Below are 25,915 nucleotides of genomic sequence, written 5' to 3'. Positions count from 1 at the left end.
TAGGCTGAGTGCCCGTGAGTAACTATCAGGACAGCCGTCAGCAGCGTGAAGCGCGCCGCCGCACTATGGTGCGTGTGGTGTGCTTCGTCGTAGCCGTTGCCATGCTCGGCTCCCTGATCGTCCCCGCCATCGCGGGGCTTTGACGCCGCCTTCGCACATCGTGCCCCGTGCAATGCGCGTCCGATGCTGTGAGGCGATTCCCAAAAGCTCAAAAAACGTTGCAACGGGAAACCACGGCATTACAGGGCTGCGGGGGAGCAAGGCATCCTTGAAAAACCCAGGTACGCCGGCGGAATGTGCGAAGGCTGTCAACGAGGACGCGACTGACCAAACAAACACGGTATTGAACAGTAAGGTAACTTCCGATGGCAGAATTTGATTTTTCCCAAGCAATCGGCGACGCGCGCGCCAAATACGAATCCATCGCCAAAGCGGTGGATATCGACCGTCTGAAGGCGGATATCAAGGATCTTGAAACCCAGGCGGCAGCCCCCGGCCTGTGGGATGATCCGGACAACGCCCAGAAAATCACCTCCAAGCTTTCCGCCGCCGAATCGCAGCTCAAGCGCTTGGACTCCGCAGCCAGCCGCATCGACGACGTGGAAACCCTCGTCGAACTCGGTCGCGAAGAAGGCGATCAGGAATCGCTGGACGAAGCCCAGAGCGAAATCGGCGCCATTCAGGAGGATCTCGATTCAATGGAGATCCAAACCCTGCTCGACGGCGAATATGACGAACGTAGCGCCGTGGTGACCATCCGCTCCGGTGCCGGCGGCGTGGATGCGGCCGATTTCGCGCAGATGCTGCTGCGCATGTACCTGCGTTACTGCGAACGCAACGGCTTCAAGGCCAAGGTGATGGACACCTCCTACGCCGAAGAGGCCGGCATCAAGTCCGCCACCTTCCAGGTGGACGCACCCTACGCCTATGGTCGTCTGTCCGTTGAAGGCGGCACCCACCGCTTGGTGCGCATCTCTCCGTTCGACAACCAGGGCCGCCGCCAGACCAGCTTCGCGGCTGTGGAAGTCGTGCCGCTGGTCGAGGCCACCGATCACATCGACATCCCCGACACCGACATCCGCGTGGACACCTACTGCTCCTCCGGCCCCGGCGGCCAGGGTGTGAACACCACCTATTCGGCCGTGCGCATCACCCACCTTCCCACCGGCATCGTGGTGACCATGCAGGATGAGCGCTCGCAGATCCAGAACCGCGCCTCCGCCATGGCAGTGCTCCAGTCCCGACTGCTGGTGCTGCGCCACGAAGAAGAAGCCAAGAAGAAGAAGGAACTGGCCGGCGATATCAAGGCCAGCTGGGGCGACCAGATGCGCTCCTACGTGCTGCACCCCTACCAGATGGTCAAGGATCTGCGCACCGGCTACGAAACCAGCCAGACGCAGGCGGTGTTCGACGGCGATATCAACGCCTTCATCGAAGCCGGCATCCGTTGGCGCCATGAACAGCGCCGTGCAGCCGAAAACGAGTAAAACCAACAAATACAAAGGACGGTCATGGCACTGATCTCGTTGGACAATGTGTCGAAGATCTACCCGAGGGGCACGCGTCCCGCGCTCGACAGCATCAACCTTGATATCGAGCGCGGCGACTTCGTGTTCCTTGTGGGCGCTTCCGGCTCGGGCAAAACCACGCTGCTCAGCCTGCTGCTGCGCGAAGAGGAAGCCACCAGCGGCGAGATTCGTGTAGCCGGCAACGATCTGAGACGCATTGCCAACCGTCAGGTGCCGCACTACCGCCGCACGCTGGGCTTCGTGTTCCAGGATTACAAGCTGCTGAACAACAAAACCGTGTGGGAGAACGTCGCTTTTGCTCTGGAAGTGATTGGCACCCGCCGCTCCACCGTGCGCTCGCTGGTGCCCAAGGTGTTGGAAACCGTGGGATTGACGGGTAAGGAAAAGAATTATCCGCACGAGCTTTCGGGCGGTGAACAGCAGCGTGTGGCCATCGCCCGCGCCTATGTGAACCATCCGCAGATTCTGTTGGCCGACGAGCCCACCGGCAACCTTGACCCGACCACATCACTGGGCATTATGGAGGTGCTGGATGCGATCAACCGCACCGGCACCACCGTTGTTATGGCCACGCACAATGAGGAAATCGTCAATTCGATGCGCAAGCGCGTTATCGAATTGCACAATGGCAAAATCGTGCGCGACGAAGCCCACGGCTCCTACGATTCCGCGCTGTACTTCCCGGATGCCGAAGTGGAAGCCAAATCCGACAAAGCCACCCAGGCCCTGCCGACGGTCGCCGACAAGGTCAATGAGCAGTATGACACGCGCCACGCCATGGTGACCATCGGTGACGATCCGTCCGAAGGCATCGCACGACTGGCTAATTCAGTGCACTCCGGTCGCACCGGCCGCTACGGGGAGACCTTCGCGCCGCTGGAAACCACCCTGACTTGGGGCAAAGGACTGCCACTTGACGAGCAGGCCCAGGCGATGGAAGAGACACAGGCGTTCGATCCGCTTGCCACAGATGCAGCATCGACGCCGGCATCAGCCCCGGTGCCGGTTCCTGCGCCAGCCTCTGTGCCGCAGGACGATGACAAGCCGGTACAAACGCAAACTCCTGCGGATGCCTCGGCATCAGCGCAGGAGGACATCGCTGCGCCTCCAGCACCCCCGACGCCACCGGTGCCGCCGCTACCGCCGAGCGGAAGTGCGAGCGACGCTGCGACCGAACACGATCGCAATCAGAATGAGCATTCGAACGAGGATAAGGAGGACTAAATCATGCGTGCGCGATTCATCCTGTCCGAAACTTGGGCCAATCTGACCCGTAACGTGTCCATGCTGCTGTCGCTGATGCTGGTCACCTTCATCTCCTTCCTGTTCATCGGTGCCTCGGTGCTCACTCAGGCGCAGATCACCAAGGCCAAGGGCGATTGGTACGACAAGGTGGAAGTTGTGGTGTGGCTGTGCCCGGACGGCACGTCAACCTCCGCGAACTGCGCGGCCGGTACCTCACCCACCCCCTCGGAAATTACCGACCTGCAGAAAACTATTCGCGACGAACTCGCCGACGTGGTGTCCAACATCAATTACGTCAGCAAGCAGGACTACTTCGATAACACCTTCACCAAGCAGTATCCCAACGGTGAATTCCAAGGCCGCACGCTAACCGCCGATGATATGCAGGATTCGCTGTGGCTCAAACTTAAGGATCCCACCAAGTATCAGGTGGTCGCCGAAGTGCTCTCTAGCAAAGAGGGTGTGGAAACGGTAACCGACCAGAGGCAGATCTTCGATCCGGTGTTCGCCGTGCTCAACCGCGCCACAGCGGTGACGGCCGTGCTCGCCGGCGTCATGGTACTGGTCGCCATACTGCTCACCGGCACCACAATTCGTATGTCCGCGGCATCCCGACGTACCGAAACGGAAATCATGCGATATGTTGGTGCCTCCAACTGGACGATTCGATTGCCGTTCATTCTGGAAGGTGCGATTGCTTCGCTGATTGGCTCCCTGCTCTCGTGCCTGATGCTGTCGGTGATTGTGCGCGTATTCATCACTGGATGGCTGGCTAAATCGGTGACATGGATTCCCTATGTCAATCAGATGACGGTGCTTGCCATCTCGCCTCTGCTGGTGTTGGGCGCGATGTTGCTCTCCGTAATCGCCTCGACTATCTCCCTGCGCCGGTACCTGCAGGCTTAATAAGCTGCAAATAAGCTGCAATTATGTCGAGGCCTGTTCGTCTGCTCTCGGCGTAATTCGGATGGCTTGGTAAGGCGTCAGCAGGCCACGTACGGCCTGGCAACAGCGGCGTGGCGCTGCAATCAGTTTCACATGTTATGGTATGTGCCTAGTGATGGACGGACGGAAAGGATTCCTATGAGGTTCGCGAAGGCGATCAAGCCCGCGTTGACGGTAATTACGGCCGGTGCGGCCTGCTTGGCCTGCCTGATGACGGGCAATGTGCAACCCGCCCAAGCGGACACCTATTCCGACCTGGTCAACGCGCAGAACCAGCATGCGGCTTCCGCGCAGCGTGAATCCGAGCTCAAGGCACAACTGGCGGGTGTCAGTGATGAGCTTGCTCAAAAGATATTGGAACTGGACGATCTGACCAACAACAAGATCGCCGCAGCGCAGGTTAAGGTCACCGAAGCCAATGAAGCTGCCGCCACCGCTCAGGATGAAGCCGATGCGGCAGCCGACCGTCTGACCGCCGCACAGCAGGACAAAGCCAATCTTGAGAAGCAGATTGAGCAGACCGGCAAGGATTACGACGACGCTCACGCCGCCGTAGCCCAGCTGGCGCGCGAAGAAATGCACGGATCCAACGCCTCCGACGTGATGAGTGTGGTCACCGGTGCCACCAGCACCGAAGACTTCGTCAATTCGATGCAGTCGCGTGATGCGTTGTCTCGTATTGAAGCCAATGCGGCATCCTCTGCGGCCACGACGCTTAACACGTCGATGAATCGCAGTGAACGACTTGCAGCCATCGAAAAGCAGATCGCCACGCTGAAAACCAAGGCCGACGAAAAGGCCGCTGCCGCACAAAGCGCCGCCGACACCGCGCAAAGCGAACGTGACGCGCTTGATAAGCTGCGTGTGGAAGGCGAGGCCAAGCGCGCCGAACTGGAATCCCAGGTGGATTCGCTGGATTCCCAGGCCGCCAAGCAGGCCGCACAAACCGTGCTTATTCAATCGCAGGTCGACTCCTACAACCGTCAGTGGCAGAAGGAACAGGCCGAAGCCGCGAACAAGGTGGATCCGGGTACCCAAAGCAACCCGAACACCGGTGGCACCACCCAGACCAATCCTTCCACGCCAAGCAACCCGGGTACATCGGGCAATGCGGGCACGTCGACACCGTCGGTGTCTCCCGGCACCTCCGGCGGCCAGGGCACCTCGAATGGTGATGTTGGCAATATGTATGTGGCCGGCCAGTGCACGTGGTGGGCCTATGAGCGCCGCCGCCAGCTGGGCATCGGCACTCCCTCCTATCTGGGCAACGGCGGATACTGGTGGCAAAGCGCACCATCCTATGGTCTGCGTGTAGACCATAATCCCGAAGTGGGCGCGGCACTCTCCTTCCTGCCCGGGCAAGACGGAGCGGATGGCTACTACGGCCATGTGGCCGTAGTCGAAGCCGTATACAGCAACGGTACGTTCCTGATCTCCGAAATGAATGCCTTGGCAGGCCCCTATAACACCAACACCCGCACCCTGACCAATCAGGGTCAGTACTGGTTCGTGCACTGATCGCACGCGACCATCACGCGACCATGCAGGTGGTGCGGCATTCGCATGAAAGACAACGACATAACCTATGGCAAACAAGGAACCTGATCAAAAGAATCGTTTGATCGCGCAGAACAAGAAGGCGCGACACGACTACATTATTGAAGACACCTACGAAGCCGGCATCGCACTGACCGGCACCGAAGTCAAATCGCTGCGCGAAGGACGCGCTTCACTGGCTGAGGCGTTTGTGTCCATCGACCGTCGTGGCGAAATCTGGCTGGAAGGCGCGAATATTCCCGAATACCTTAACGGCACGTGGAATAACCATGCGCCCAAGCGCAAGCGTAAGCTGCTGCTGCATCGGCTTGAAATCACCAAACTCGCCCGCCGGATCGAAGCCAAGGGCTATACCATCGTGCCGATTCGCCTGTATCTTAAGGATGGCCGCGTCAAAGCCGAAATCGCACTGGCTCGAGGCAAGCGCGAATTCGACAAGCGCCAGGCCCTGCGCGAGGAACAGGACAAGCGCGAAGCCCAGCGCGCCATGCGCTACGCCAACATGCGCCACTGACCACGTTGCGGACAATATCGGCGAGATTAACGTTTTCGTAGCAAAGCGTGCTTAGTGTGCCTCTCGTAAGCCATGAATCATAGGTCTTAGAGAGAGGATCCATTATGGCGTTCAAGAACTTCAAAGCCATGGCCGCCGCCCTGTGCGGCGTGGCCATGCTGGTGTCGGTTGCAGCCTGCGGCACCTCCGATTCCGCTGATTCGACCGCCGGCTCCGACACCGGTGACAAGTCCAGCAGCAGCACCAACAGCTCCACCGAGGGATTCGACGTTTCCGGCATCAAGAAAGACGACGCCATCGCCTCACTGTTGCCCGACTCCGTCACCAAGGACGGCAAGCTCACCATCGGCATGGATACCTCCTATGCCCCAGCTGAATTCCTAGCAGAGGACGGCAAGACGCCGGTCGGCTACGACGTGGATCTGGGCGCCGCGCTGGCCAAGATCTTCGGCCTGGAGTTCGAACCCACCACCTCCACCTTCGACTCGATCATCCCGTCGGTTGGCGCCAAGTACGATCTTGGCATCAGCTCCTTCACCATCACCCCGGAGCGTTCCGAGGCCGTGGACTTCGTGAGCTATTACAAGGCCGGTTCCACGTGGGCCGTGGCCAAGGGCAACCCCAAGAACTTCGATTCCTCCAACCTGTGCGGTCAGAAGATCGCCGTGCAGACCGGCACCACGCAGGAAGAGGAAGTCAACGCGGCCAATGAAAAGTGCCCGGCCGACAAGAAGATCGAAGTGCTTTCCTCCAAGCTGCAAACCGATGTGACCACCAATTTGGTGACCGGCAAGGCCGTCGCCTTCTACGCTGATTCGCCTGTGGCCGGTTACGCCATCAGCCAGACCGACGGCTCCATTGAGGCCTACGGTGAGGATGTGGGCGTCACCAAGCAGGGCGTGGCCATTAAGAAGGGCGATTCCGCTACTGCTGAAGCCGTGCAGAAGGCCATCCAGAAGCTGATGGATGACGGCACCTACTCCAAGCTGCTTGACCACTGGGGTGTGAGCTCCGGTGCCATCGACAAGGCGGAAATCAACCCGACCGATGTCGACTGATAAGCACATCCATAACGCAATAACTGCATAGCATTGCCATATGCCGGCCTGCGCCGGTGCTTAAGGGGCGGTTCGTTGTTGTTGTTACGAACCGCCCCTTTTGTTGTCGGGCGGCCCTATTGACGGCCCTTGCGCGCCGTAGCCTCCATGCAGTAGCTTCGTACAGTAGCCTTGGCCAGCAGACGGTCGCCAAAACCTACGGGTTACGTGGTGCCGATACAATGGCTGTCTATCCTTTCAACCTTGAGAAGAAGAAGCGAGGAACAATGATGTCAACCACTCCGTTCAAAACACTGAAATCCGCCGTTGCCATGGTGGCCGGCGCTGCCATGCTGTTTGCCGTCGCCGCCTGCGGCACCTCCGATAAGGCAACTTCGCCAGAGGAATCCATAACCGCCTATGACGTGAGCTCCATTACCAAGGACGACGCCATCGCCGCGCTGGTGCCCGAAGACGTCGCCGAAGGTGGCGACCTGTCGGTGGGCATGGAGCTGAGCTATGCTCCGGCCGAGTTCCTGGCCGAGGACGGCAAGACTCCGGTCGGCTACGATGTGGATCTGGCCAAGGCGCTGGGCCGCGTCATGGGTTTGGAGACCAAGATCGTCTCATCCAGCTTCGATACCATCGTGCCCTCCGTCGGCGCCAAGTATGATCTCGGCATCACCGCCATGACCATCAACGAGGAACGTATGGAAGCCGTGGACTTCGTCAGCTATTACAAGGCCGGCTCCACATGGGCCGTGACCAAAGGCAATCCGAACAAGGTGGACACCGCCGACCTGTGCGGCCTGAAGATCGCCGTGCAGACCGGCACCGTGCAGGAGGAGGAGGCCAACGCCGCCGCCGAACAGTGCGAGGCGGACGGCAAGGACAAGATTGAAGTGCTGTCCTACGATCTGCAAACCGATGCCGCCACCAATGTGGTGACCGGCAAGGCCGATGCCTTCTATGCCGATTCGCCTGTGGCCGGCTACGCCATCTCCCAGACCGACGGTGCTCTGGAAGCGCTGGACGAGAACGAGGGTGCCATCAAGCAGGGCATTGCCATCAAGAAGGGTGACTCCGCTATGGCTAAAGCCGTGCAGAAGGCCATGCAGAAGCTGATGGACGATGGTGACTATATGAAGATCCTCGAACATTGGGGCGTGGAATCCGGCGCGCTCGACACGGCCGAAATCAATCCCGTTGATCTCGACTAAACGTCTCGAATAAGCGGTTTTTTACCAACTCGTAGCACAGTTCTTCTACTGTGCCTGACAGTAGAACCGTTCGCAAGAAGGAAGAACCATGGCGAAGAAAGAAGCTGACGGGGAAGGTCTGAACATCCCCAATCGCATCAACGCGCTGCCGGTAAAGCGCACCGGCCCGATCGTGGCCGGCGTCATCGTGGCGCTGCTGGCGTTGATGCTGATTCAAGGATTGATCACCAACCCGCGTCTTGACTGGCCCACAGTCTGGAAGTACCTGTTCAACGAAAATGTGCTCGCCGGCATCTGGCATACGCTGCAGCTGACGGTGATCTCGATGGTGGTGGCCATCATACTGTCAGTGATATTGGCGGTCATGCGCAAATCCATCAATCCGGTGCTCAGGGGCGTCAGCTGGTTCTTCATCTGGTTCTTCCGTGGCACGCCTGTGTACACGCAGCTGGTGTTCTGGGGCCTGTTCGCCGTGCTGGTTCCGCGCATCGGTGTAGGCATTCCGTTCACCTCCGTAGAATTCTGGAGCATCGACTCGCAGGATGTGATCACCGCGTTCAATGCCGCCTGGATTGGTTTGGCATTGAACGAAGCTGCCTATCTGTCCGAAATTGTGCGCGCCGGCCTCGAAGCCGTCGACCCCGGCCAAACCGAGGCCGCCAAGGCGCTGGGCATGGGACGCACACTGATCATGCGCCGTATCGTGCTGCCTCAGGCCATGCGCATCATCATCCCGCCCACCGGCAACGAAACCATCGGCATGCTCAAAACCACTTCGCTGGTATTGGCCGTGCCCTACACGCTGGATTTGCAGTTCGCCACCAACGCTATCGCCAATCGTATTTATAAGCCGATTCCGCTGCTTATCGTTGCCTGCATCTGGTACCTGCTGATCACTTCGATCCTTATGATTATCCAGTCGCGTCTCGAAGCGCACTTCGGCAAGGGCTTCAACGCCCGCCCGGTGGGCACCAAAGGCAAGCAGCCGCCGTATGATCCGCCATATCCGGGCAAATCAAGCGGCGAGCCGCAGGACGACGTGAACAAAATCAACCAAACCACCTTCACCGGGTTGAATGCGTAAGGGAGCGGAAATGACCATCAGCGAAGTTACCAACGCGCGAATTTCCACGGATGCAGCGCAGCCAGCTATCAAAGCTACCCAGGTGCATAAGGCATTCGGATCCCTGCATGTGCTGAAGGGTGTCGATTTAACCGTGATGCCCGGCACCGTCACTGTGATTCTGGGACCCTCCGGCTCCGGAAAATCCACGTTCCTGCGTCTGATCAACCAGCTGGAAACCATCACCGGCGGCACCATCGAAGTCGACGGCGAACTCATCGGCTACAAGTATGTCAACAAAGGTTCCGGCCAGGTACTGCAAACCCTGAACGATAAGGAAGTGGCCAAGCAGCGCGAAAAGCTGGGCATGGTGTTCCAGCGCTTCAACCTGTTCCCGCACATGACCGCGCTCGAAAACGTGATGGAAGCACCCGTGCACGTGCAGCGCAAGCCTAAGAAAGAGGCCCGTGATCTGGCCGTGGCCGAACTGCAGCGCGTAGGCCTGGGCGATCGCCTGGACTATTACCCGGCGCAGCTTTCTGGCGGCCAGCAGCAGCGCGTGGCCATCGCCCGCGCACTGGCCATGAAGCCGGAAATCATGCTGTTCGACGAGCCGACCTCCGCGCTGGATCCCGAACTGGTGGGTGAAGTGCTGAACGTGATGCGCTCGCTGGCCAATGATGGCATGACCATGGTGTGCGTCACGCACGAAATCGGCTTCGCCCGAGAAGTCGCCGATCAGATCGTGTTCATGGACGGTGGCGTGGTCGTCGAAAAGGGCGGCCCCGATATTATCGACCACCCCAGCGAACCGCGTTTCAAAGACTTCCTGCAGCACGTGCTGTAGAGCAGAGCCGTTACCGCGACAGAAACGGCGTAATGAATATGCAAGGGAAGCCGGATGCCGTTTGCATCGACAACGGCTTCAGTTAGGCTAGTGAGCCATGTGTGGAATCGTTGGATACGCTGGAAATATCGACACGGCCTGCGGCAAACCGCTAGAAGTTTGCCTGCAGGGCCTCAATCGTTTGGAATATCGCGGCTATGATTCAGCCGGTGTGGCCCTCAGCGCTCCCGGTATGGATCAGGTGGTCGTGCGCAAGAAAGCCGGCAGACTCAAGAACCTGATCGACGACATCGAACGCAGACCATTGCCGGATGCAACCGTGGCCATCGGCCACACGCGTTGGGCCACCAATGGTGAGCCTAGCGACGTGAACGCGCACCCGCACACCAGCCGCGACGGCAAAGTGGCGATCATCCATAACGGCATCATCGAAAATGCCTCGCAACTGCGCCTTGATCTGCAAGCCGAAGGCTATCGTTTCGCCTCCGCCACCGACACTGAAGTGGCCGCCAAACTGCTCGGCAAAATCGTAGACAAGGTCATCGCCGAAAACGGCGGGAAGCCTGATCTCTTCGAAGCCATGCGCCGCATGGCCCGCATGCTCGAAGGTGCCTTCACCATCCTCGCCACCGACTGCCGTCAGCCCGACATCGTCGTAGGCGCTCGCCACGATTCGCCGCTCGTGGTTGGCCTAGGCGATGGGGAGAACTTCCTCGGCTCCGATGTGGCCGCATTCGTGGCCTACACCAAGCGCGCCATGGAAATCGACCAGGATCAGGCCGTATGCGTTTCCGCCGATACCGTAACCGTCACCGATTTCGACGGCAACGTAATCGCCAACCCGAAAACCTACACCGTGGATTGGGATGCCTCGGCCGCCGAAAAAGGCGGTTGGGATTCGTTCATGGATAAGGAAATCCATGAGGATCCTGCCGCCGTGCAGCGCACCCTGCTCGGCCGTTTCGACGCCAACGGCGACATCATGCTCGACGAAGTACGCATCGACGAACATGATTTCAAAGCAATCGACAAAATCATCGTCGTAGCCTGCGGCACCGCCTCCTACGCCGGACAAGTGGCCAAGTATGCCATCGAACACTGGGTGCGCATCCCCGTGGAAATCGAATTGGCACACGAATTCCGCTACCGCGACCCGATCCTGACCCCACGCACGCTGGTAGTCGCCATCTCACAGTCCGGCGAAACCATGGATACGCTGATGGCCCTGCGTCACGCGCGTGAACAAGGCTCCAAAGTGCTGGCCATCTGCAATACGCAGGGTGCCTCTATCCCTCGCGAATCGGACGCCGTGCTCTACACCCACGCCGGCCCAGAAGTGGCCGTGGCCTCCACCAAGGCCTTCGTGGCGCAAATCACCGCCGCCTACCTGCTCGGCCTATATCTGGCACAGGTCAAGGGCGCAATGTTCCGCGACGAAATCCACCAGGTGCTCGACTCCCTCAAAGACATGCCCCGCAAAATCCAATGGGTACTCGACACTCAGGCATCCACCATTCAATCCGCCGCCGAACACACGGTTAACGCCAACTCCTTCCTGTTCCTCGGCCGCCACGTCGGCTACCCTGTGGCACTCGAAGGCGCGCTCAAACTCAAGGAAATCGCCTACACCTTCACCGAAGGCTTCGCAGCCGGCGAACTCAAGCATGGACCGATCGCCTTGGTCGACGAAGGTGAGCCTGTGGTCTTCATTGTGCCGCCTGAACGCGGACGCAATGTGCTGCATGCCAAAGTGATCTCCGGCATCGAAGAGGTCAAGGCGCGTGGTGCCACCATTATTGCGGTGGCTGAGCAGGGGGATCCGGATGTGGAGCGTTATGCCGACGTGGTCTTTTGGCGGCCGCAGTGCCCTACGTTGATGAGTCCGCTGGTGGATGTGGTGCCGCTGCAGCTGTTTGCCATGGATATGGCTAAGCTCAAGGGCTACGACGTGGACAAGCCTCGCAATCTTGCTAAGTCCGTTACTGTTGAATAGGTTGTTTTTCGCAGGTGTCCGCAGGCGTCCGGCATATTCTATTCTCGGGATCGCTCTAGGCCGCTCAGGCCAAGCTTTACGCCCGTGAACAGAATATGCCGGACGCCTGCTCGTTTCGTCGTAAACGTTTAGTATTTGTTATGTTTTGTGTCCGCAGGTGTCCGGCATGTCCTATTCTCGGGACCGCTCCAGGCAACTGCTGCGCAGTCTTCGCAGCAGAGCTGCTCACTTCGCCTGTGGAACAGTCCACTGGACTGTTCCACGACGGCTCAGCAGGCCAAGCTTTACGCCCGTGAACAGGACATGCCGGACACCTGCTCGTTTCGTAGGAAACGTTGCGAGACGTCTGCTCGTTTCGTGGGAAACTTGCGGTCTGCTTGCTTGTTTCGTGGGAATGCTGCGGGACGTTTTTTGTTGGAAGGGTTTGGTTGCGGTTATGGGTGGGCGGCGGCATCGGTATGTGGTTGAGGAGCCTCGGATTCCGTTTGAATGCGAGGTGTTGTATGAGGATGAGCGGATTGTTGTGGTGGATAAGCCGCATTTTTTGGCTACAATGCCGCGGGGGATGTGGTATCGCGAGACGGCTTTGATGCGGCTTCGTGAGCGGTATGGTGAACCGGATATTGTTCCGGCGCATCGGTTGGATCGGCTTACTGCGGGTGTTTTGGTGTTTGTGCGGGATCCGGCTTGTCGTGGTGCCTATCAGATGCTGTTTCAGGAGCGGCGTGCTACTAAGGTGTATGAATGTTTGGCGCCGCTTGCGCCGATTCGTGTTGGGGGTGCGCCGCGTGAGGCGGCGAAGAATCTTCGTGGCGGTATGCGGTATGGCACGGTGACGTTGTTGGAGCCGCCGCGGCCGTTTCCGCTTGTGCGGCGCTCGCATATTACTAAGCAGCGTGGCATTTTGGCTGCTTATGAGGAGCCGGGCGTTGTTAATGCGGAGACGGTGATTGAGCGCGATGGATTGTATGCTCCTGGCATTGCCCGATATACCTTGCATCCGCACACTGGCAAAACTCATCAGTTGCGTGTGCATATGAACTCGTTGGGTCTGCCAATCGTCGGCGACGATTTCTACCCGCGCATCACTGAACGTCCCTACGATGACTTCACTCAGCCGCTGGAACTGGTCGCCCGCCGTCTGGAATTCACCGATCCCATCACCGGCGAGCAGCGTGTATTCATCTCCCGTGTGCTGCTGGGCATCGGAATCGGCGAGAACGTGTCGTAGATGGCATGTACAGGACTTCCGCGACGCAGCTACAGACAGGGGACTGCGAAAACATGTTTAGTTTATTTTTTATAGTCCTCTTGATACAGTGAGGAGACTGCAATAGATTTTATTGGATTGGTTGGTGTGCGTTCATGGGTACGAAGCAGGAGAAACTGCTTACGGCGAAAGAAGTAGCTGATGCATTGGGCGTATCATCGTCGGTTGTTACCAGAGCGGTCAATGTTGGAGATTTACCGTATGTCATGGCCGGTTCTAGGCGTGTGTTCCAACGTTCAGCGTTGGAAACATATATGAAGGCTAATAATCTCATACCTGCCGCGAAGGATCATCAACGAATATCAACGGATGTTCCTGATATCGTTGGTTTGTCGTTCTTTTCTGGTGCCGGCGGACTTGATTTGGGAATGGAACAAGCCGGAATAGTGCCTCTGCTGTATTGCGAGAACAATCGTGAATGCAGAATGACCATTACCCGCAATCGACCGAATGCTGCGTTATTGGGTGATATTTCCAAAATCTCTGCTGAAGAAGTCCTTCAGATGGCGGGTTTGCCGGAGAATAGGAAAATAGATGTGATGTTTGGAGGCCCGCCATGCCAGGCGTTTTCCACAGCGGGTGCCCGACGAGCGTTCGCAGATCCACGTGGCAATGTTTTTCTTCGCTATCTTGAATTGGCCGAACAGCTGAGGCCTAGGTATCTGGTCATTGAAAACGTTCGAGGACTGCTATCAACATCATATCCAGTTGCACAAGGTGAAGAGCCGATACGAGGGGGAGCGTTACGCATCATTCTCAATCGGTTAAAGCGGATGGGATATGGAGTCTCCTTTAATCTGTACAACGCGGCGAATTTCGGTGCTCCGCAGATCAGGGAACGAGTAGTGCTCATTGCCAAAGAAGATGGGAGCCGTTGTTGTTGGCTTACCCCGACGCATAGTGATGATTCGCGTTGGGGATTGCCGAAGTGGAGAACTTTTGGCGAAGCCGTGCGTGGGATTGAATCAGATAATCAACATTATGCTCAGTTTCCGCAAAAGAGACTCAAATACTTTGCGATGCTCTCGGAAGGACAATATTGGCGCAATCTTCCTCCTGAGATTCAGCCCGAGGCGATGGGAAAGGCTTATTACTTAGGAGGCGGTAAAACAGGGTTCTACCGACGTCTATCTATGAATAAACCATCGCCGACACTGGTTACCTCCCCGACCATGCCCGCAACTGATCTTTGCCACCCTGTTGAGCAGCGTCCTTTGTCGGTTGAAGAGTACAAAGCGGTGCAGGGTTTCCCGAAGGAATGGTGGATCGCCGGTGACATTGCCGATCAATATCGACAAATCGGTAATGCTGTTCCAATCAGATTAGGCGAAGCCATAGGCAGAACCATTCTTGCTGATATGCGGGGTGAGACCATTGATCCATGTTGGAAGGACTTTCCGTATTCGAGGTATTTGCATACGTCGGATATGACTTGGAATTTTGCTTGATGATATTGCTGGTTTGAATATACGCAGATAAGGCGTAGTATACCTATGAAGGGCTTTGTCCGCGGATTTCTCCGTCGAAGCAGATGCATGATTCAAGGAGGTTTTCATGCCCAAGGAGCGAGCCAGTAAGGAAAAAGTTTACGACAAGTTATCTGATTCGCTAAACTGGTGTAATTCACACGATGATTATGCACAAAAACGTTTTTCTGCTGTGGTAGATATTCAGCTTCCACGAGATTTGAATGCAGATTTCCCTATGGATCTGAACAAGCAGATGAAAGCGCTTTTCCCAGTCTTGCTGCAGGATGAGTTGCGTGGTTATCGTCCCAACATTGCTATGAATAAAGAAGATTTGGCTTTAGCTCCTTCAGCTTTTCTGGATTTATGGTTTTCGAAATGGGTCAGAAAGTTTAAAACAGCATGGGATCGTGGATTGCCGTCGCAGCAAGTGGCAAAACCAAAACAAGCTGCGACAGATCCTGCTCTTATTGCTATTGTTGCTGCGCATATGGGTGACAATGGCGCTTTGGCAGGAGAATATGCGTGGCATCATAACTTGTTTATGTCGGCGGAGAATGTCGGCGGAAACTTGTTGGAAGAGTATATTGCTTTCAAAGCTAAAGATTATGGCTGGATATGGTGCCGTGGAGAAGTGCTGACTGCAGTTGACTTTTGTAATACTGATTGCAGCTGTTTTATTCAAATTAAAAATAAATCAAACACAGAGAATTCTTCAGGAAAAGGATATAGACAAGATCATGATGCGCGTGTATGGTATCGAATGAATGCAAAACGAATAAAGGGCGAAATCGTAACTTATTGGCCTGAACTTATTGATGTGATTCGTGAGGGAACAAAGCAAGATGTGCCAGATGATTTGCTGAATGAATCAGATTATCTTTCATTTGTGTCCAATGCTTCTCAATCTAATGAGAAGCTTATCACTGATACTGAGGAAGGAATTGGGTCAACGCTTGAGGGACTAACCCAAGCATACGCATTCGGTCGTAATGCAAAGTAAGGATGTCATATGGAAAACAATTGCAATACTGAATCTAATGTAAAGAACTGTCATCGCGCAGTGGTGACGGGCGCATCCAGTGGCATTGGTGCGGCGACGGTGCGTACCTTGGCCGCTGATGGCTGGCAGGTAGTGGCGCTGGCTCGTCGCGAAGAGAAGTTGCGTGCGCTCGCTGACGAAGTGAATGCTGAACAGGGCAGTGACGTGGTGACCTATGCGGTCGCCGACATCACCGATGAAGCCTCCACACAGGCGGCCGTTGATCAGGTGCTTGCCGCAGGCGAAGTCAAGGCGTTGGTCAATTGTGCTGGGGCGGCATTTGGCAAGGATCCGGTGGCCACTGCGAATCTGGATGATTGGCGCGGCATGTACGAGCTCAATGTAATCGGTACGTTGCGCATCACACAGAAGCTGCTGCCGGCGTTGAAACGTACCGAAGGCACGGTGCTGGTAATTTCGTCCACCGCCGGCATTGAACCCTATGAAGGCGGTGCAGGGTATTGTGCCTCGAAGTTCGCCGAGCGTGTGATGGCGCGCGTGCTGCGCTTGGAGCAGGTTGGCGAGCCGGTGCGTATCGTGGATATTTCGCCGGGCATGGTGCAAACCGAGGAATTCTCGCTGAAGCGCTTTGGGGGAGACGCGGATCGTGCCGCCTCCGTGTATGCAGGCGTGCCGAATCCGCTTAAGGCCGAGGATATCGCCGAATGCGTGCGATGGGCGCTGGCTCAGCCCGATACCGTGGATATCGATTCGATTGTGGTGCGTCCGCGAGCCGAAGGCTCCTATACCAAGGTATTCCGTACGGCCTGATTGTTCTGAGCGGAAACCGTTCGGTTTTTTTAGTCTGTTGCATTGTGGCGTTGGATTATGTTGTCCAACGCCACAATTGTGTTGTGCGCGAAGTTTTCTGACGCATAATTCCTAGCGTTTCATTCCTGACTGGTTGCTGGACTGATACTTGGACAGCGGTGGTACAGCCGTAGACCAGCTGGAAACGTTGATATTTGAGGCGTGTCTGCCTGAATTTTGCATCTGTGGTACACGGGTGTATCATCGTAACCACTGGTACACGGGTGTATCACTCCGAACAGGAGCGAGCGTGGCCGATTCCAGCGGAATAACCACACATAACGTCCCAAGCCTGGCCAACGAGGGCAGGAGGGGAAGATGCGAAGGAGAACGCATATGCGTAACGGTAAGAAGTTCATTGCGGCGACGGCCGCCGCGGCCACGCTGGTCGGCATGGCAGCCTGTGGCAATGACGCGAACAACGCCGAAGCCAACCTGGGCGATGCCGACAAGGCCGAACTGGTGTTCTGGGGTTGGGACTCCGGCAACACCATGAAGGATCTTATCGCCGACTTCGAAGAGGCGAACCCGGGCATCACCGTCAAATTCAACAACACCGGCACCGCAGCAGATACGTCCACCGCACTGTCCAACGCCATCGAAGCCGGCAACGGCGCGCCCGATGTAGTGATGCTCGAAGACCCCACGGTCACCCAGTTCGCAGTGACTGGTGGCCTGGTGAGTTTGAAGGAGTTCGGTGCGGCCGATCTCAAGGATGATTACGCGGCCGGCCCGTGGAACAAGCTGCAATACAACGGCGAACCCTACGCCCTGCCCATCGATTCCGGCCCGGAAATGTTCTTCTATAACAAGGCCGTGTTCGACAAGGCCGGTGTGGACGCCGAATCGATCGAAACCTGGGACGACTACTACGAGGCCGCCAAGAAGATTCGCGTCACCGGTTCGTATATCACCAATATGGCCGGCACGGAAAACGACTACCAGCCCTTCACCGCGCAGGCATGGCAGGCCGGCGCCCAGCCGTGGAAGGTTGACGGCGAGAACATCACCATCAACATGCATGACGAAGGCATGACCAAGTATGTTGAATTCGTGCAAAAGCTGATCGACGAGGATCTGGTGGACACCAAGACGCCGAACTGGTCCGACGATTGGAACCGCGAGCTCAACGACGGCACCCTCGCCTCCCTGACCATCGGCGCTTGGATGCCGATCAACCTGATGAACGGCGCTCCCGACCAGGCCGGCAACTGGCGCGTGCGCACTCTGCCGCAGTGGAACGCGGGCGATGAGGTCTCCGCAGAAGATGGCGGTTCCGCGCTCGCCGTCGTTTCCCAGTCCAAGCAGCAGGCGGCCGCCTACAAGTTCATCGAATACCTGACCCACGGCGATGGCGCGGACACCATGGCCGCCACCGGCACCTTCCCCTCCCTCAAGCGCATCCTGAGCTCCGACAGCTTCACCGATCCGGATGCGGAAGCCAACAAGGAGGTCAACGAGTTCTTCGGCGGCCAGAATGTGAACGAAGTCCTGGCGGCCGCAGCCCAACTGCCCGTCACCGAATTCCAGTACCTGCCGTACAACCCGTTCGCCCAGTCCTCCTACGGTGACCAGATCTCCAAGGCCTACACCGGCGAAATCACGCTGGAGGAGGCCATGGCCAACTACGCCCAGGCGCTCGGCGACCACGGCACCCAGCAGGGCTACACCGTCACCGTCGAATAATCAGGTGCAACGGTTCAGCACAGTGCAATATCGGCTTGGATTCGTCTCCTTCGTTTTCGATAGGGGGATGAGGGAGACGGATCCTGACGCCGGCAGATTTTCGGAGAGATTATGACAGCACAGGTTCAGGCGACGACGGCGTCTCGCATTCCCGTCAACAAGCACAAGCGCGACTGGCGCGGTTGGAAATTCATGGGCCCCTTCGCTGTGGTGTTCGTGTTCGTGTTCATCATCCCGATCGTGTACGCGATTTACATCAGTTTCTTCAAACGCCAGATGATTGGCGGCACGAAATTCGTCGGAGTGGAAAACTATGCGCGACTACTTACGGATACGAACTTCTGGCAGGCCGTGGGTCGTGTGGCCATCTTCACCTGCTTCCAAGTGCCGATTATGCTGTTCCTGTCGGCGGCCATGGCCTTGGCGCTGGACTCGATGAAGCTGCATGGCACCAAGTTCTTCCGTATCGCCACCTTCCTGCCCTACGCGGTGCCTGCTGTGGTTTCCACTATGGTGTGGGGTTTCGTATACGGCGCGAAATATGGTTTGGTCGGCTCGCTCAACGACCTATTGGGCACCAACATCGACGTGCTGGAGCCCAACGTGCTGCTGGCCTCTATTGCCAACATCAACACGTGGGAATTCACCGGCTACAACATGCTGATCTTCTACAGCGCATTGTCCACCATCCCTCACTCCCTGTATGAGGCCGCGTCCATCGACGGTGCCACCGAATGGGACATCGTTAAGAAAATCAAGCTGCCTGAGCTTAAGGGTTCGCTGGCGATTACGGTGATTTTCTCGATTATCGGCTCGTTCCAGCTGTTCAACGAGCCTTCCGTGTTGCAGAACATGGTTCCGGGCAATGCGATCACGACGTATTACACGCCGAATATGTATGCGTACAACCTGAGCTTCACCGGCAACCAGTCGAATTACGCGGCGGCGCTGGCAATCGTGATGGCCATTATCACGATGACAATCGCCTATATCGTGCAGCTCAAGAGCATGAAGGAGCAGATGAAGTAACATGAGCACCACTACTGCCATGAGCCTGAAAGAACAGGAAAAGGCCGCGAAAAAGGCCGAAAAGGAACGCGCCAAGCGAGTTGCGGCCGACGAAAAGGCCGAGCGCAAGCGCAGCGCCAAGAACGGCTTCTCCAACCCCGCGAATCCCACGCGCTCGATCGCGCTGACGCTTGTCTGCTCGATTATGGCAATCTACTGCCTGTTCCCGTTCCTGTATTTGCTGATCAACGCCACCAAAACACAGGCGGACTTCACTTCGACCTTCGGCTTGGGCTTCGGCAAGACGTTCGCTTTGTGGGACAATATCGTCACGGTGTTCACCTATCAGGATGGCATTTTCGGCCGCTGGTTCATCAACACCATCCTCTATGTGGTGGTGGGCGCGGGCGGCGCGACCCTGCTTTCCATTATGGGTGGCTACGCGTTGGCCAAGTTCCGCTTCCCCGGCCGCAAAGCTTGCTTCGCTATCATCATCGGTGCGATTTCGGTGCCGGGCATCGCGCTGGCCGTGCCGCAGTTCCTGCTGTTCGCCAAGCTGAACCTGACCAATACACCCGCCGCAATGATCATCCCGAGCCTCGTCTCCACCTTCGGCCTGTACTTGATGTGGATTTTCTCCGACCAAGCCGTGCCGGATGAGCTCTTGGAAGCGGCCCGTGTGGACGGTGCCGGTGAATGGCGCACGTTCTGGCAGATCAGTCTGCCGCTGCTCGCCCCGGGCATCGTGACGACCGCGTTGTTCACGATTGTGGCGACGTGGAACAACTACTTCCTGCCGTTGATCATGTTGAAGGACCAGGACTGGTACCCACTGACCATTGGCTTGAACCAGTGGAAGGACCAGGCGAGCACCGCCGGCGGCCAGGCCATTCAGAATTTGGTGATTACGGGCTCGCTGATTACCATCGTTCCTCTGGTGATTGCGTTTCTGATGCTGCAGAAGTATTGGCAGTCCGGCCTTGCCGCCGGCGCAGTCAAGGAATAGATCTCCTCCCCGTTTAACGAACGAACCCCGAGCATGGCGAAAGGAATGCTGATGCGACGCGAATTCTCCTGGCCGAAGCTGCTGACCGAATCCGGTCGCGGATTGGCTTTCGGCGGCGACTACAACCCCGACCAGTGGCCCGAAGAGGTGTGGGATGAAGACATCGAGCTGATGAAGCGCGCGCACGTCAACACCGTGGCGCTCGCCATTTTCAGCTGGTCCAAAATCCAGCCCAGCGAGCACACCTGGGACTTCGGTTGGCTGGATCGCATCATCGCCAAGCTCGGGGCGGCCGGCATCGCCGTGGATCTTGCCTCTGCCACGGCCGCAGCGCCATTGTGGCTCTACGAGCAGCATCCTGAAGTGCTGCCGATTGACCGCTATGGGCATGTCATCAATCCGGGCAGCCGTCAATCTTGGAGCCCGACCAGCCCGGTGTTCAAGGAATACGCACTGGCCATGTGCCGCAAGCTCGCTGAGCGTTACGGCAACAATTCCACCGTCACTGCCTGGCATATGGGCAACGAGTACGGCTGGAACAACCGCTGTGACTATTCGGATAACGCGCAAAACGCCTTCCGCGCATGGTGCCAACGCAAGTACGGCGATATCGACGCGTTGAACGACGCGTGGGGCACCGCCTTTTGGTCGCAGCGCGTCACCTCTTTTGGCGAGGTGATCGTGCCGCGGCATATGGGCGGCGACGCTATGGCCAATCCTGCCCAGCAGCTTGATTTCGAGCGTTTCGGCAACGATATGCTGCTCGACTTCTATAAAGCCGAACGTGATGCCATCGCCGAAATCTGCCCTGACAAACCGTTCACTACGAACTTCATGGTCTCCACCGACCAGTGCTGCATGGATTACGCTCGCTGGAGCGACGAGGTTGATTTCGTCTCCAACGACCATTACTTCCATGAAGGCGAATCGCATCTGGATGAGCTCGCTTGCTCGGACGCACTGATGAATGGCCTAGCACAAGGCAAACCATGGTATGTGATGGAGCACAGCACCTCGGCCGTGCAATGGAAACCATTGAACGCGCGCAAGCGCGGCGGCGAACTTATGCGTGACGCCATAGCCCACGTGGCGTTCGGTGCGGATGCCATCAACTTCTTCCAATGGCGTCAGTCGCGCTCCGGCGCGGAGGCATTTCATTCCGCGATGTTGCCACACGCCGGTGCCGACAGCACGGTATACCGCGAGGTGTGCGAACTGGGCGAAACGCTGGAAACGCTGGCCGCCGCAGGATTGCAGGGGGCGGAAGTGGAACGCAGCAGTACGGCCATTCTGTTCCACGCCGAATCCGAATGGGCCACGCGCTGCCAGACGCTGCCGAGCATGCAACTCAGCCACTGGCATGATGTGCGCGACTGGTATCGTGCATTCCTCGACGCCGGTCAGCGTGCTGACGTGGTGCCGTTGCGTGATGACTGGAGTGACTACAGCACTATCGTGCTGCCCACGGTCTTGTCGTTGAGCCGTGACGATACTCAACGCGTCGCTGATTTTGCCAAGGCTGGCGGTCGTGTGATCGTGAACTATGCCACCGGGCTGATTGATGAATCCTTCCGCGTGGGATTGGGCGGATACCCCGGTGCCGGCGACGGACTGCTGCGTGACATGTTCGGCGTGCGTTCGGAAGAGTTCAATATCACATCCACTCTGTCGCCGGCCGATGCAATATGCCCGATAGCAGACGCGGATGAAGCGGCACCTGACATTGACCCCGCGTATGTGTGCCTGTCCAACGGCAGCATCAGCCAGCTGTGGCAGAACGTCGTAACTGCTGTGGCCGATGACGCGAAGGTCGTCGCCACCTATGAGGGCGATGAAGCCGAAGCCTGGGAGATAGGCGGCGTGCCGGCCATCACCATTCATCCGTATGGGCAAGGCAAAGCCGTATATGTCGGCTGCGATCTCAGCCGCGAGGGTGTTGCTGCGCTGCTTGCCGATCCGGCGCTTTTCGGCGGTCAGCAGGAATCTCAGGGAGAATCACAGCAGGAATCTCAGCGGGAGTCGAATCATCTAATTCACACCCGTCGGCGCAGCGGTCATACTGTATTTGACTTCTATCTCAACCGTGACGCAACGCCAAGCGTCGTGCCTGAACTGAGCGGTGACGTGGTGCTTGCATACCGCACAAGCGGCAATCCTAATGTCGGTGGCCGGTACATCCTGCAACGCAACGGATTACTGGTCACCCGCACAGTCACCCGCACGGCGGCATAGCACACAACAAATGCCGTCTGAGTGCGGGTACAATGGCTGGGTATCCGTTGTATCCATCAGGCATGTTTCATGCCACCGCAATTGGAGGGACGAAAGCGTGTCCTTTGACAACCCCCAGCCTGATAAAAAACGCGTAACGTTACGCGATGTGGCGCACGAGGCCGGGGTATCGCTGAAAACCGCCTCCAACGTGATCAATCACAACGGGCGCATGGCCTCTTCCACTCGCGCCCGCGTGCAAGAAGTCATCGAACGGCTCGGCTACCAGGTTAATGCCGCCGCACGCACGTTGAACGTTGGCACCACCGGTTTCGTCACCCTGGCGGTGCCGATGCTGGCCGCCCCCTATATGGCCGACTTGGCCGACCATATTATCCGCGCAGCCCGCGAACGCGGCTATTCGGTGTATATCACCACCTATCAGGAGGATGGCGGCGAATATGACGCCGCAGCCCTGCTTAAAGCGTTCAATACCACCGTATCTGATGGGCTGATTCTCTCGATGACGGAGCTGGACAGATTCACCCCCGACATGCTTGACGTCCATTACCCGCTTATGTGCTTGGGTGCACGCACCACATGGGAAGTGGCCGATCGAGTGGCCACCGACGATGAGGCGGACGCCGCCACCGCAGTGGCGCACATGTTCGAACGCGGCATGACCTCGCTTGCCGTAGTGGGTGCGCATCGCACCCCTGACCTGGCCCAGCTGCGCGAGGCAGTTGAAGGCAACGCTGAAATGCGTCTTAAAGGAGCGATACGCGAATGCGAACGTCGTGGAAAGCCGCTTGATCCGGAACTCATTGGCGTGACCGGATACGATTGGTCCATCGGCAACTCACAGCGCACCATGCAGCGGCTTATCGATTCCGGCAAACCATTCGACGGCGTGCTGGCAATGAACGATCAGGTGGCCATCGGCGTGATGAACGCGCTCGCCGTCGCCGGCATCGCCATACCCGACGAGGTGCAGGTGGTGGGGTTCGATAATAACGAAGAATCCGCCTACCTGCTGCCATCGCTGACCACCATGGACTCACGTCTTGATTGGATTAGCGCTCAGGCCGTTGATTTGTTGCTTGCTCGTATCAACGGCAAAGCCGGCCAGCCGCACACGTATCTGGCCGACTCCCGCCTGATCACCCGCAAATCCACGCGCTAATTGCATTGCCTATGCGCTGATATCGCGTACTGATCCGCGCTCCACCAGTTCGGTGGGGATTACGGTTTTGACGCCGGATGGCACATATTCGCCCTCGCATTGCTGACGCACCATGGAGAACGCCGCGGCACCAATCTCGTCGAATTTCATGCGCATGGTGGTCAGGTTCAGGCGCGGCACCATATCGACCAGCGAATCATCCACACCGACGATGCTAACATCCTGCGGCACGCGTTTGCCTGCGGCCTGGAGCCCAAGCATTGCGCCGTATGCCATCTGATCGTTGGCAGCGTAGATGGCTGTGCAGTTGGGGTCATGAGCGAGGGCGATTCCTGCTTGATAGCCTGAATCGGCGCACCAGTCGCCGATGGTGATGGGAGGCACTTCGGCACCAAGTTGCTCCAGTGCCTCTCGCCATCCCTTGGCGCGACTTTCTGCGGCACGTGAGCTTACCGGGCCGGAAATGTGGTAGACAGTGTGGTGCCCCTTGCTCATCAGATAATCCACAATGGCTGTGGAGCATCCATACTGGTCGCCGTCGATGGTGGGGCAGTGGTCGGCCGCTCCTTCGGTGACCAGCACCACCGGCAGGTCGCGCGGGGGTTTGTATTCGGCAAAGTCAGTGATACGTTCCTCAAGCACTACAATCACACCGTCCACAGGTTGCTGCTTCATGCGTTCGACTGCGGCTTTCAGTGTGCGTTCCGCGCCCGATCGCATGGTTTGGATGGTGACGGAATAGTCGACGTCTCTGGCAGCTGCGGTGATGCCATTGAGAATGCGGGCATTGCCGAAAGTGGTCATATTGAACAGCACAACGCCAATGTTGCGGAACTCGCCGTGCTTAAGCGCACGCGCGGCATAGTTCGGGCGATAGCCCAGTTTTTCCATGGCCGCTTCGACGCGGATGCGTGTTTCAGGGCGCACGGCATCGGAACCGTTGGCCACGCGCGAAACCGTCTGCGGTGAGACGCCTGCTTCACGGGCGACATCCTGCATGGAAATCTGAGTACTGCGTGCCATATCTCTGAACTCCCTGATTGGCGGTGAATGGTATCGATATATCGTAGCGACCGTGCGACTGTGGTGCGACCTTACGGTTGCTGCATGAAAAAACATTATATTGTGCGTAACACACGTTACAGTCTGCGGTAACGATAACATCGTTGTTTTCGTAATCATTATAACGGTCTAACAGAAAAGGCGCGAAAAACACGCGGGTGGACAATAAAGAAAACAATGTTATGATGATAACGCAAACATTTTTTGGTGGATGTGATTCGGCGAAGAGGAAGGTCGCCCGCATATTCATCTGGCAGACAATCAACCTTCGAAGGAGAGGGATTGCAATGGCAGCAGCTGAAGTGAGCGCGGCACCAGTGCCGAAGCACACAAGCGAGGCGCGTGTCAATCGGCATAGGGCTGATTGGCGTGGTTGGAAATTCATGTGGCCGTTTGCGGTGGTGTTCGTGTTCGTGTTCATCATCCCGATCGTGTACGCAATCTACATCAGCTTCTTCAAGAAGCAGATGATCGGCGGCACCCGGTTCGTTGGGCTGGAGAATTACGCGCGTCTGTTCCAGGACGCGAATTTCTGGCAGTCGGTGGGTCGTGTGGCCCTGTTCACGGTGGTGCAGGTGCCTATCATGCTGTGCCTGTCGGCTTTGCTGGCTTTGGCTTTGGATTCGATGAAGCTGCACGGCACCAAGTTCTTCCGTATCTCCACGTTCCTGCCGTACGCGGTGCCGGCCGTGGTCTCCACCCTGATCTGGGGTTTCATGTATGGCGCGAAGTATGGTCTGGTGGGTTCCTTGAACGATCTGCTGGGCACCAACATCGACGTGCTGGCTCCGAGCGTGCTGCTGGCCTCCATTGGCAACATCGTGACATGGGAGTTTACCGGATACAACATGCTGATCTTCTACAGTTCGCTGTCCACCATCCCGCACTCCCTGTATGAGGCCGCGTCCATCGATGGTGCCTCGGAATGGCAGATCATCAAGTCGATTAAGCTGCCCGAACTCAAGGGTTCGCTGGCCATCACGACGATCTTCTCGATCATCGGTTCGTTCCAGCTGTTTAACGAACCAAGCATCATGCAGAACATGGTGCCAGGTAACGCGATCACGACGTATTACACGCCGAACATGTACGCGTACAACCTGAGCTTCACCGGCAATCAGAGCAATTATGCGGCGGCGTTGGCAATCGTGATGGCTGTCATCACGATGACGATCGCTTATATTGTGCAGCTCAAGAGCATGAAGGAGCAGATGAAGTAAG

The 25,915-nt window shown here is 57.3% G+C and carries 22 protein-coding genes; 21 read left to right on the top strand and 1 reads right to left on the bottom strand.

The features are described from left to right. Positions 1 to 14: 14 nt before the first annotated feature. The 20 genes from G1C95_RS12640 (at position 15) to G1C95_RS06625 (ending at position 23,632) form a co-directional block, all read left to right on the top strand. Entirely contained in the window at positions 15 to 143 is a 129-nt protein-coding gene (locus tag G1C95_RS12640) for a hypothetical protein (protein WP_335341412.1), read from the top strand. 222 nt (positions 144 to 365) lie between these two features. Next, positions 366 to 1,487, top strand: a complete 1,122-nt coding sequence (gene prfB / locus G1C95_RS06715; RefSeq protein WP_169172177.1) for a peptide chain release factor 2 — start codon at positions 366 to 368, stop codon at positions 1,485 to 1,487. A gap of 24 nt (positions 1,488 to 1,511) precedes the next feature. After that, a complete protein-coding gene (ftsE, locus tag G1C95_RS06710) occupies positions 1,512 to 2,753 on the top strand; it encodes a cell division ATP-binding protein FtsE (RefSeq protein WP_240947466.1) in 1,242 nt (413 codons plus the stop codon). 3 nt (positions 2,754 to 2,756) lie between these two features. Then, a complete protein-coding gene (ftsX, locus tag G1C95_RS06705; protein ID WP_169172176.1) occupies positions 2,757 to 3,680 on the top strand; it encodes a permease-like cell division protein FtsX in 924 nt (307 codons plus the stop codon). Positions 3,681 to 3,857: 177 nt separating this feature from the next. Then, complete coding sequence (locus tag G1C95_RS06700; protein ID WP_169172175.1) at positions 3,858 to 5,237, top strand: CHAP domain-containing protein; 1,380 nt, start codon at positions 3,858 to 3,860, stop codon at positions 5,235 to 5,237. A 67-nt stretch (positions 5,238 to 5,304) separates the two neighbouring features. Next, complete coding sequence (gene smpB / locus G1C95_RS06695; RefSeq protein WP_169172174.1) at positions 5,305 to 5,790, top strand: SsrA-binding protein SmpB; 486 nt, start codon at positions 5,305 to 5,307, stop codon at positions 5,788 to 5,790. Positions 5,791 to 5,894: 104 nt separating this feature from the next. Continuing rightward, positions 5,895 to 6,848, top strand: a complete 954-nt coding sequence (locus G1C95_RS06690) for an ABC transporter substrate-binding protein (RefSeq protein WP_169172173.1) — start codon at positions 5,895 to 5,897, stop codon at positions 6,846 to 6,848. A 269-nt stretch (positions 6,849 to 7,117) separates the two neighbouring features. Continuing rightward, complete coding sequence (locus G1C95_RS06685) at positions 7,118 to 8,047, top strand: ABC transporter substrate-binding protein (RefSeq protein ID WP_169172230.1); 930 nt, start codon at positions 7,118 to 7,120, stop codon at positions 8,045 to 8,047. A gap of 88 nt (positions 8,048 to 8,135) precedes the next feature. Then, positions 8,136 to 9,131: an amino acid ABC transporter permease gene (locus G1C95_RS06680; protein ID WP_169172172.1), complete on the top strand. Its 996-nt coding sequence runs from the start codon at positions 8,136 to 8,138 to the stop codon at positions 9,129 to 9,131. 10 nt (positions 9,132 to 9,141) lie between these two features. Beyond that, positions 9,142 to 9,957, top strand: a complete 816-nt coding sequence (locus tag G1C95_RS06675) for an amino acid ABC transporter ATP-binding protein (RefSeq protein WP_169172171.1) — start codon at positions 9,142 to 9,144, stop codon at positions 9,955 to 9,957. Between the two features lie 97 nt (positions 9,958 to 10,054). Continuing rightward, complete coding sequence (gene glmS / locus G1C95_RS06670; protein WP_169172170.1) at positions 10,055 to 11,950, top strand: glutamine--fructose-6-phosphate transaminase (isomerizing); 1,896 nt, start codon at positions 10,055 to 10,057, stop codon at positions 11,948 to 11,950. A gap of 436 nt (positions 11,951 to 12,386) precedes the next feature. Further along, positions 12,387 to 13,181, top strand: coding sequence for a pseudouridine synthase (locus G1C95_RS06665; protein ID WP_169172169.1), 795 nt, complete (start codon positions 12,387 to 12,389; stop codon positions 13,179 to 13,181). Between the two features lie 134 nt (positions 13,182 to 13,315). Beyond that, positions 13,316 to 14,668, top strand: a complete 1,353-nt coding sequence (locus G1C95_RS06660) for a DNA cytosine methyltransferase (RefSeq protein ID WP_169172168.1) — start codon at positions 13,316 to 13,318, stop codon at positions 14,666 to 14,668. A gap of 106 nt (positions 14,669 to 14,774) precedes the next feature. Next, entirely contained in the window at positions 14,775 to 15,689 is a 915-nt protein-coding gene (locus G1C95_RS06655) for a SinI family restriction endonuclease (RefSeq protein WP_169172167.1), read from the top strand. Positions 15,690 to 15,698: 9 nt separating this feature from the next. Then, complete coding sequence (locus tag G1C95_RS06650) at positions 15,699 to 16,499, top strand: SDR family oxidoreductase (RefSeq protein WP_169172166.1); 801 nt, start codon at positions 15,699 to 15,701, stop codon at positions 16,497 to 16,499. A gap of 375 nt (positions 16,500 to 16,874) precedes the next feature. Next, complete coding sequence (locus G1C95_RS06645; protein ID WP_169172165.1) at positions 16,875 to 18,224, top strand: ABC transporter substrate-binding protein; 1,350 nt, start codon at positions 16,875 to 16,877, stop codon at positions 18,222 to 18,224. A gap of 111 nt (positions 18,225 to 18,335) precedes the next feature. Beyond that, a complete protein-coding gene (locus G1C95_RS06640; protein WP_169172164.1) occupies positions 18,336 to 19,253 on the top strand; it encodes a carbohydrate ABC transporter permease in 918 nt (305 codons plus the stop codon). Between the two features lies 1 nt (position 19,254). Next, positions 19,255 to 20,238 (top strand): carbohydrate ABC transporter permease, encoded by a 984-nt coding sequence (locus tag G1C95_RS06635; protein WP_169172163.1) that lies wholly within the window; start codon positions 19,255 to 19,257, stop codon positions 20,236 to 20,238. Positions 20,239 to 20,283: 45 nt separating this feature from the next. Continuing rightward, entirely contained in the window at positions 20,284 to 22,470 is a 2,187-nt protein-coding gene (locus G1C95_RS06630) for a beta-galactosidase (RefSeq protein WP_169172229.1), read from the top strand. Between the two features lie 97 nt (positions 22,471 to 22,567). Further along, the gene (locus G1C95_RS06625; RefSeq protein WP_335341411.1) at positions 22,568 to 23,632 is read left to right on the top strand and encodes a LacI family DNA-binding transcriptional regulator; all 1,065 of its coding nucleotides are present in this window, start codon (positions 22,568 to 22,570) and stop codon (positions 23,630 to 23,632) included. 9 nt (positions 23,633 to 23,641) lie between these two features. Here the strand turns inward: G1C95_RS06625 and G1C95_RS06620 are convergent, their stop codons facing one another. After that, positions 23,642 to 24,631 carry a LacI family DNA-binding transcriptional regulator gene (locus tag G1C95_RS06620; RefSeq protein ID WP_169172228.1) on the bottom strand — a complete coding sequence of 330 codons (990 nt, stop codon included), beginning with the start codon at positions 24,629 to 24,631 and terminating at the stop codon, positions 23,642 to 23,644. A 350-nt stretch (positions 24,632 to 24,981) separates the two neighbouring features. Here G1C95_RS06620 and G1C95_RS06615 point away from each other — a divergent pair, with 350 nt between their 5' ends. After that, positions 24,982 to 25,914 (top strand): carbohydrate ABC transporter permease, encoded by a 933-nt coding sequence (locus tag G1C95_RS06615; RefSeq protein WP_169172161.1) that lies wholly within the window; start codon positions 24,982 to 24,984, stop codon positions 25,912 to 25,914. The last annotated feature ends 1 nt before the right edge of the window (position 25,915 follow it).

It is taken from the genome of Bifidobacterium oedipodis, assembly GCF_012932425.1.
In the GTDB taxonomy this organism is placed as follows: domain Bacteria; phylum Actinomycetota; class Actinomycetes; order Actinomycetales; family Bifidobacteriaceae; genus Bifidobacterium; species Bifidobacterium oedipodis.
The sequence above is the reverse complement of the archived record's forward strand: the minus strand, read 5'-3'. Positions and strand labels throughout refer to the sequence as shown.

Coding starts and splice junctions, on each gene's coding strand:
- prfB (WP_169172177.1), top strand. CDS start 366: ATGGCAGAATTTGATTTTTCCCAAGCAATCGGCGACGCGCGCGCCAAA.
- smpB (WP_169172174.1), top strand. CDS start 5,305: ATGGCAAACAAGGAACCTGATCAAAAGAATCGTTTGATCGCGCAGAAC.
- G1C95_RS06635 (WP_169172163.1), top strand. CDS start 19,255: ATGAGCACCACTACTGCCATGAGCCTGAAAGAACAGGAAAAGGCCGCG.
- ftsX (WP_169172176.1), top strand. CDS start 2,757: ATGCGTGCGCGATTCATCCTGTCCGAAACTTGGGCCAATCTGACCCGT.
- G1C95_RS06650 (WP_169172166.1), top strand. CDS start 15,699: ATGGAAAACAATTGCAATACTGAATCTAATGTAAAGAACTGTCATCGC.
- G1C95_RS06685 (WP_169172230.1), top strand. CDS start 7,118: ATGTCAACCACTCCGTTCAAAACACTGAAATCCGCCGTTGCCATGGTG.
- G1C95_RS06630 (WP_169172229.1), top strand. CDS start 20,284: ATGCTGATGCGACGCGAATTCTCCTGGCCGAAGCTGCTGACCGAATCC.
- G1C95_RS06665 (WP_169172169.1), top strand. CDS start 12,387: ATGGGTGGGCGGCGGCATCGGTATGTGGTTGAGGAGCCTCGGATTCCG.
- G1C95_RS06655 (WP_169172167.1), top strand. CDS start 14,775: ATGCCCAAGGAGCGAGCCAGTAAGGAAAAAGTTTACGACAAGTTATCT.
- G1C95_RS06620 (WP_169172228.1), bottom strand. CDS start 24,631: ATGCAGGATGTCGCCCGTGAAGCAGGCGTCTCACCGCAGACGGTTTCG.
- G1C95_RS06660 (WP_169172168.1), top strand. CDS start 13,316: ATGGGTACGAAGCAGGAGAAACTGCTTACGGCGAAAGAAGTAGCTGAT.
- G1C95_RS06645 (WP_169172165.1), top strand. CDS start 16,875: ATGCGTAACGGTAAGAAGTTCATTGCGGCGACGGCCGCCGCGGCCACG.
- G1C95_RS06640 (WP_169172164.1), top strand. CDS start 18,336: ATGACAGCACAGGTTCAGGCGACGACGGCGTCTCGCATTCCCGTCAAC.
- G1C95_RS06615 (WP_169172161.1), top strand. CDS start 24,982: ATGGCAGCAGCTGAAGTGAGCGCGGCACCAGTGCCGAAGCACACAAGC.
- glmS (WP_169172170.1), top strand. CDS start 10,055: ATGTGTGGAATCGTTGGATACGCTGGAAATATCGACACGGCCTGCGGC.
- G1C95_RS06700 (WP_169172175.1), top strand. CDS start 3,858: ATGAGGTTCGCGAAGGCGATCAAGCCCGCGTTGACGGTAATTACGGCC.
- ftsE (WP_240947466.1), top strand. CDS start 1,512: ATGGCACTGATCTCGTTGGACAATGTGTCGAAGATCTACCCGAGGGGC.
- G1C95_RS06675 (WP_169172171.1), top strand. CDS start 9,142: ATGACCATCAGCGAAGTTACCAACGCGCGAATTTCCACGGATGCAGCG.
- G1C95_RS06680 (WP_169172172.1), top strand. CDS start 8,136: ATGGCGAAGAAAGAAGCTGACGGGGAAGGTCTGAACATCCCCAATCGC.
- G1C95_RS06690 (WP_169172173.1), top strand. CDS start 5,895: ATGGCGTTCAAGAACTTCAAAGCCATGGCCGCCGCCCTGTGCGGCGTG.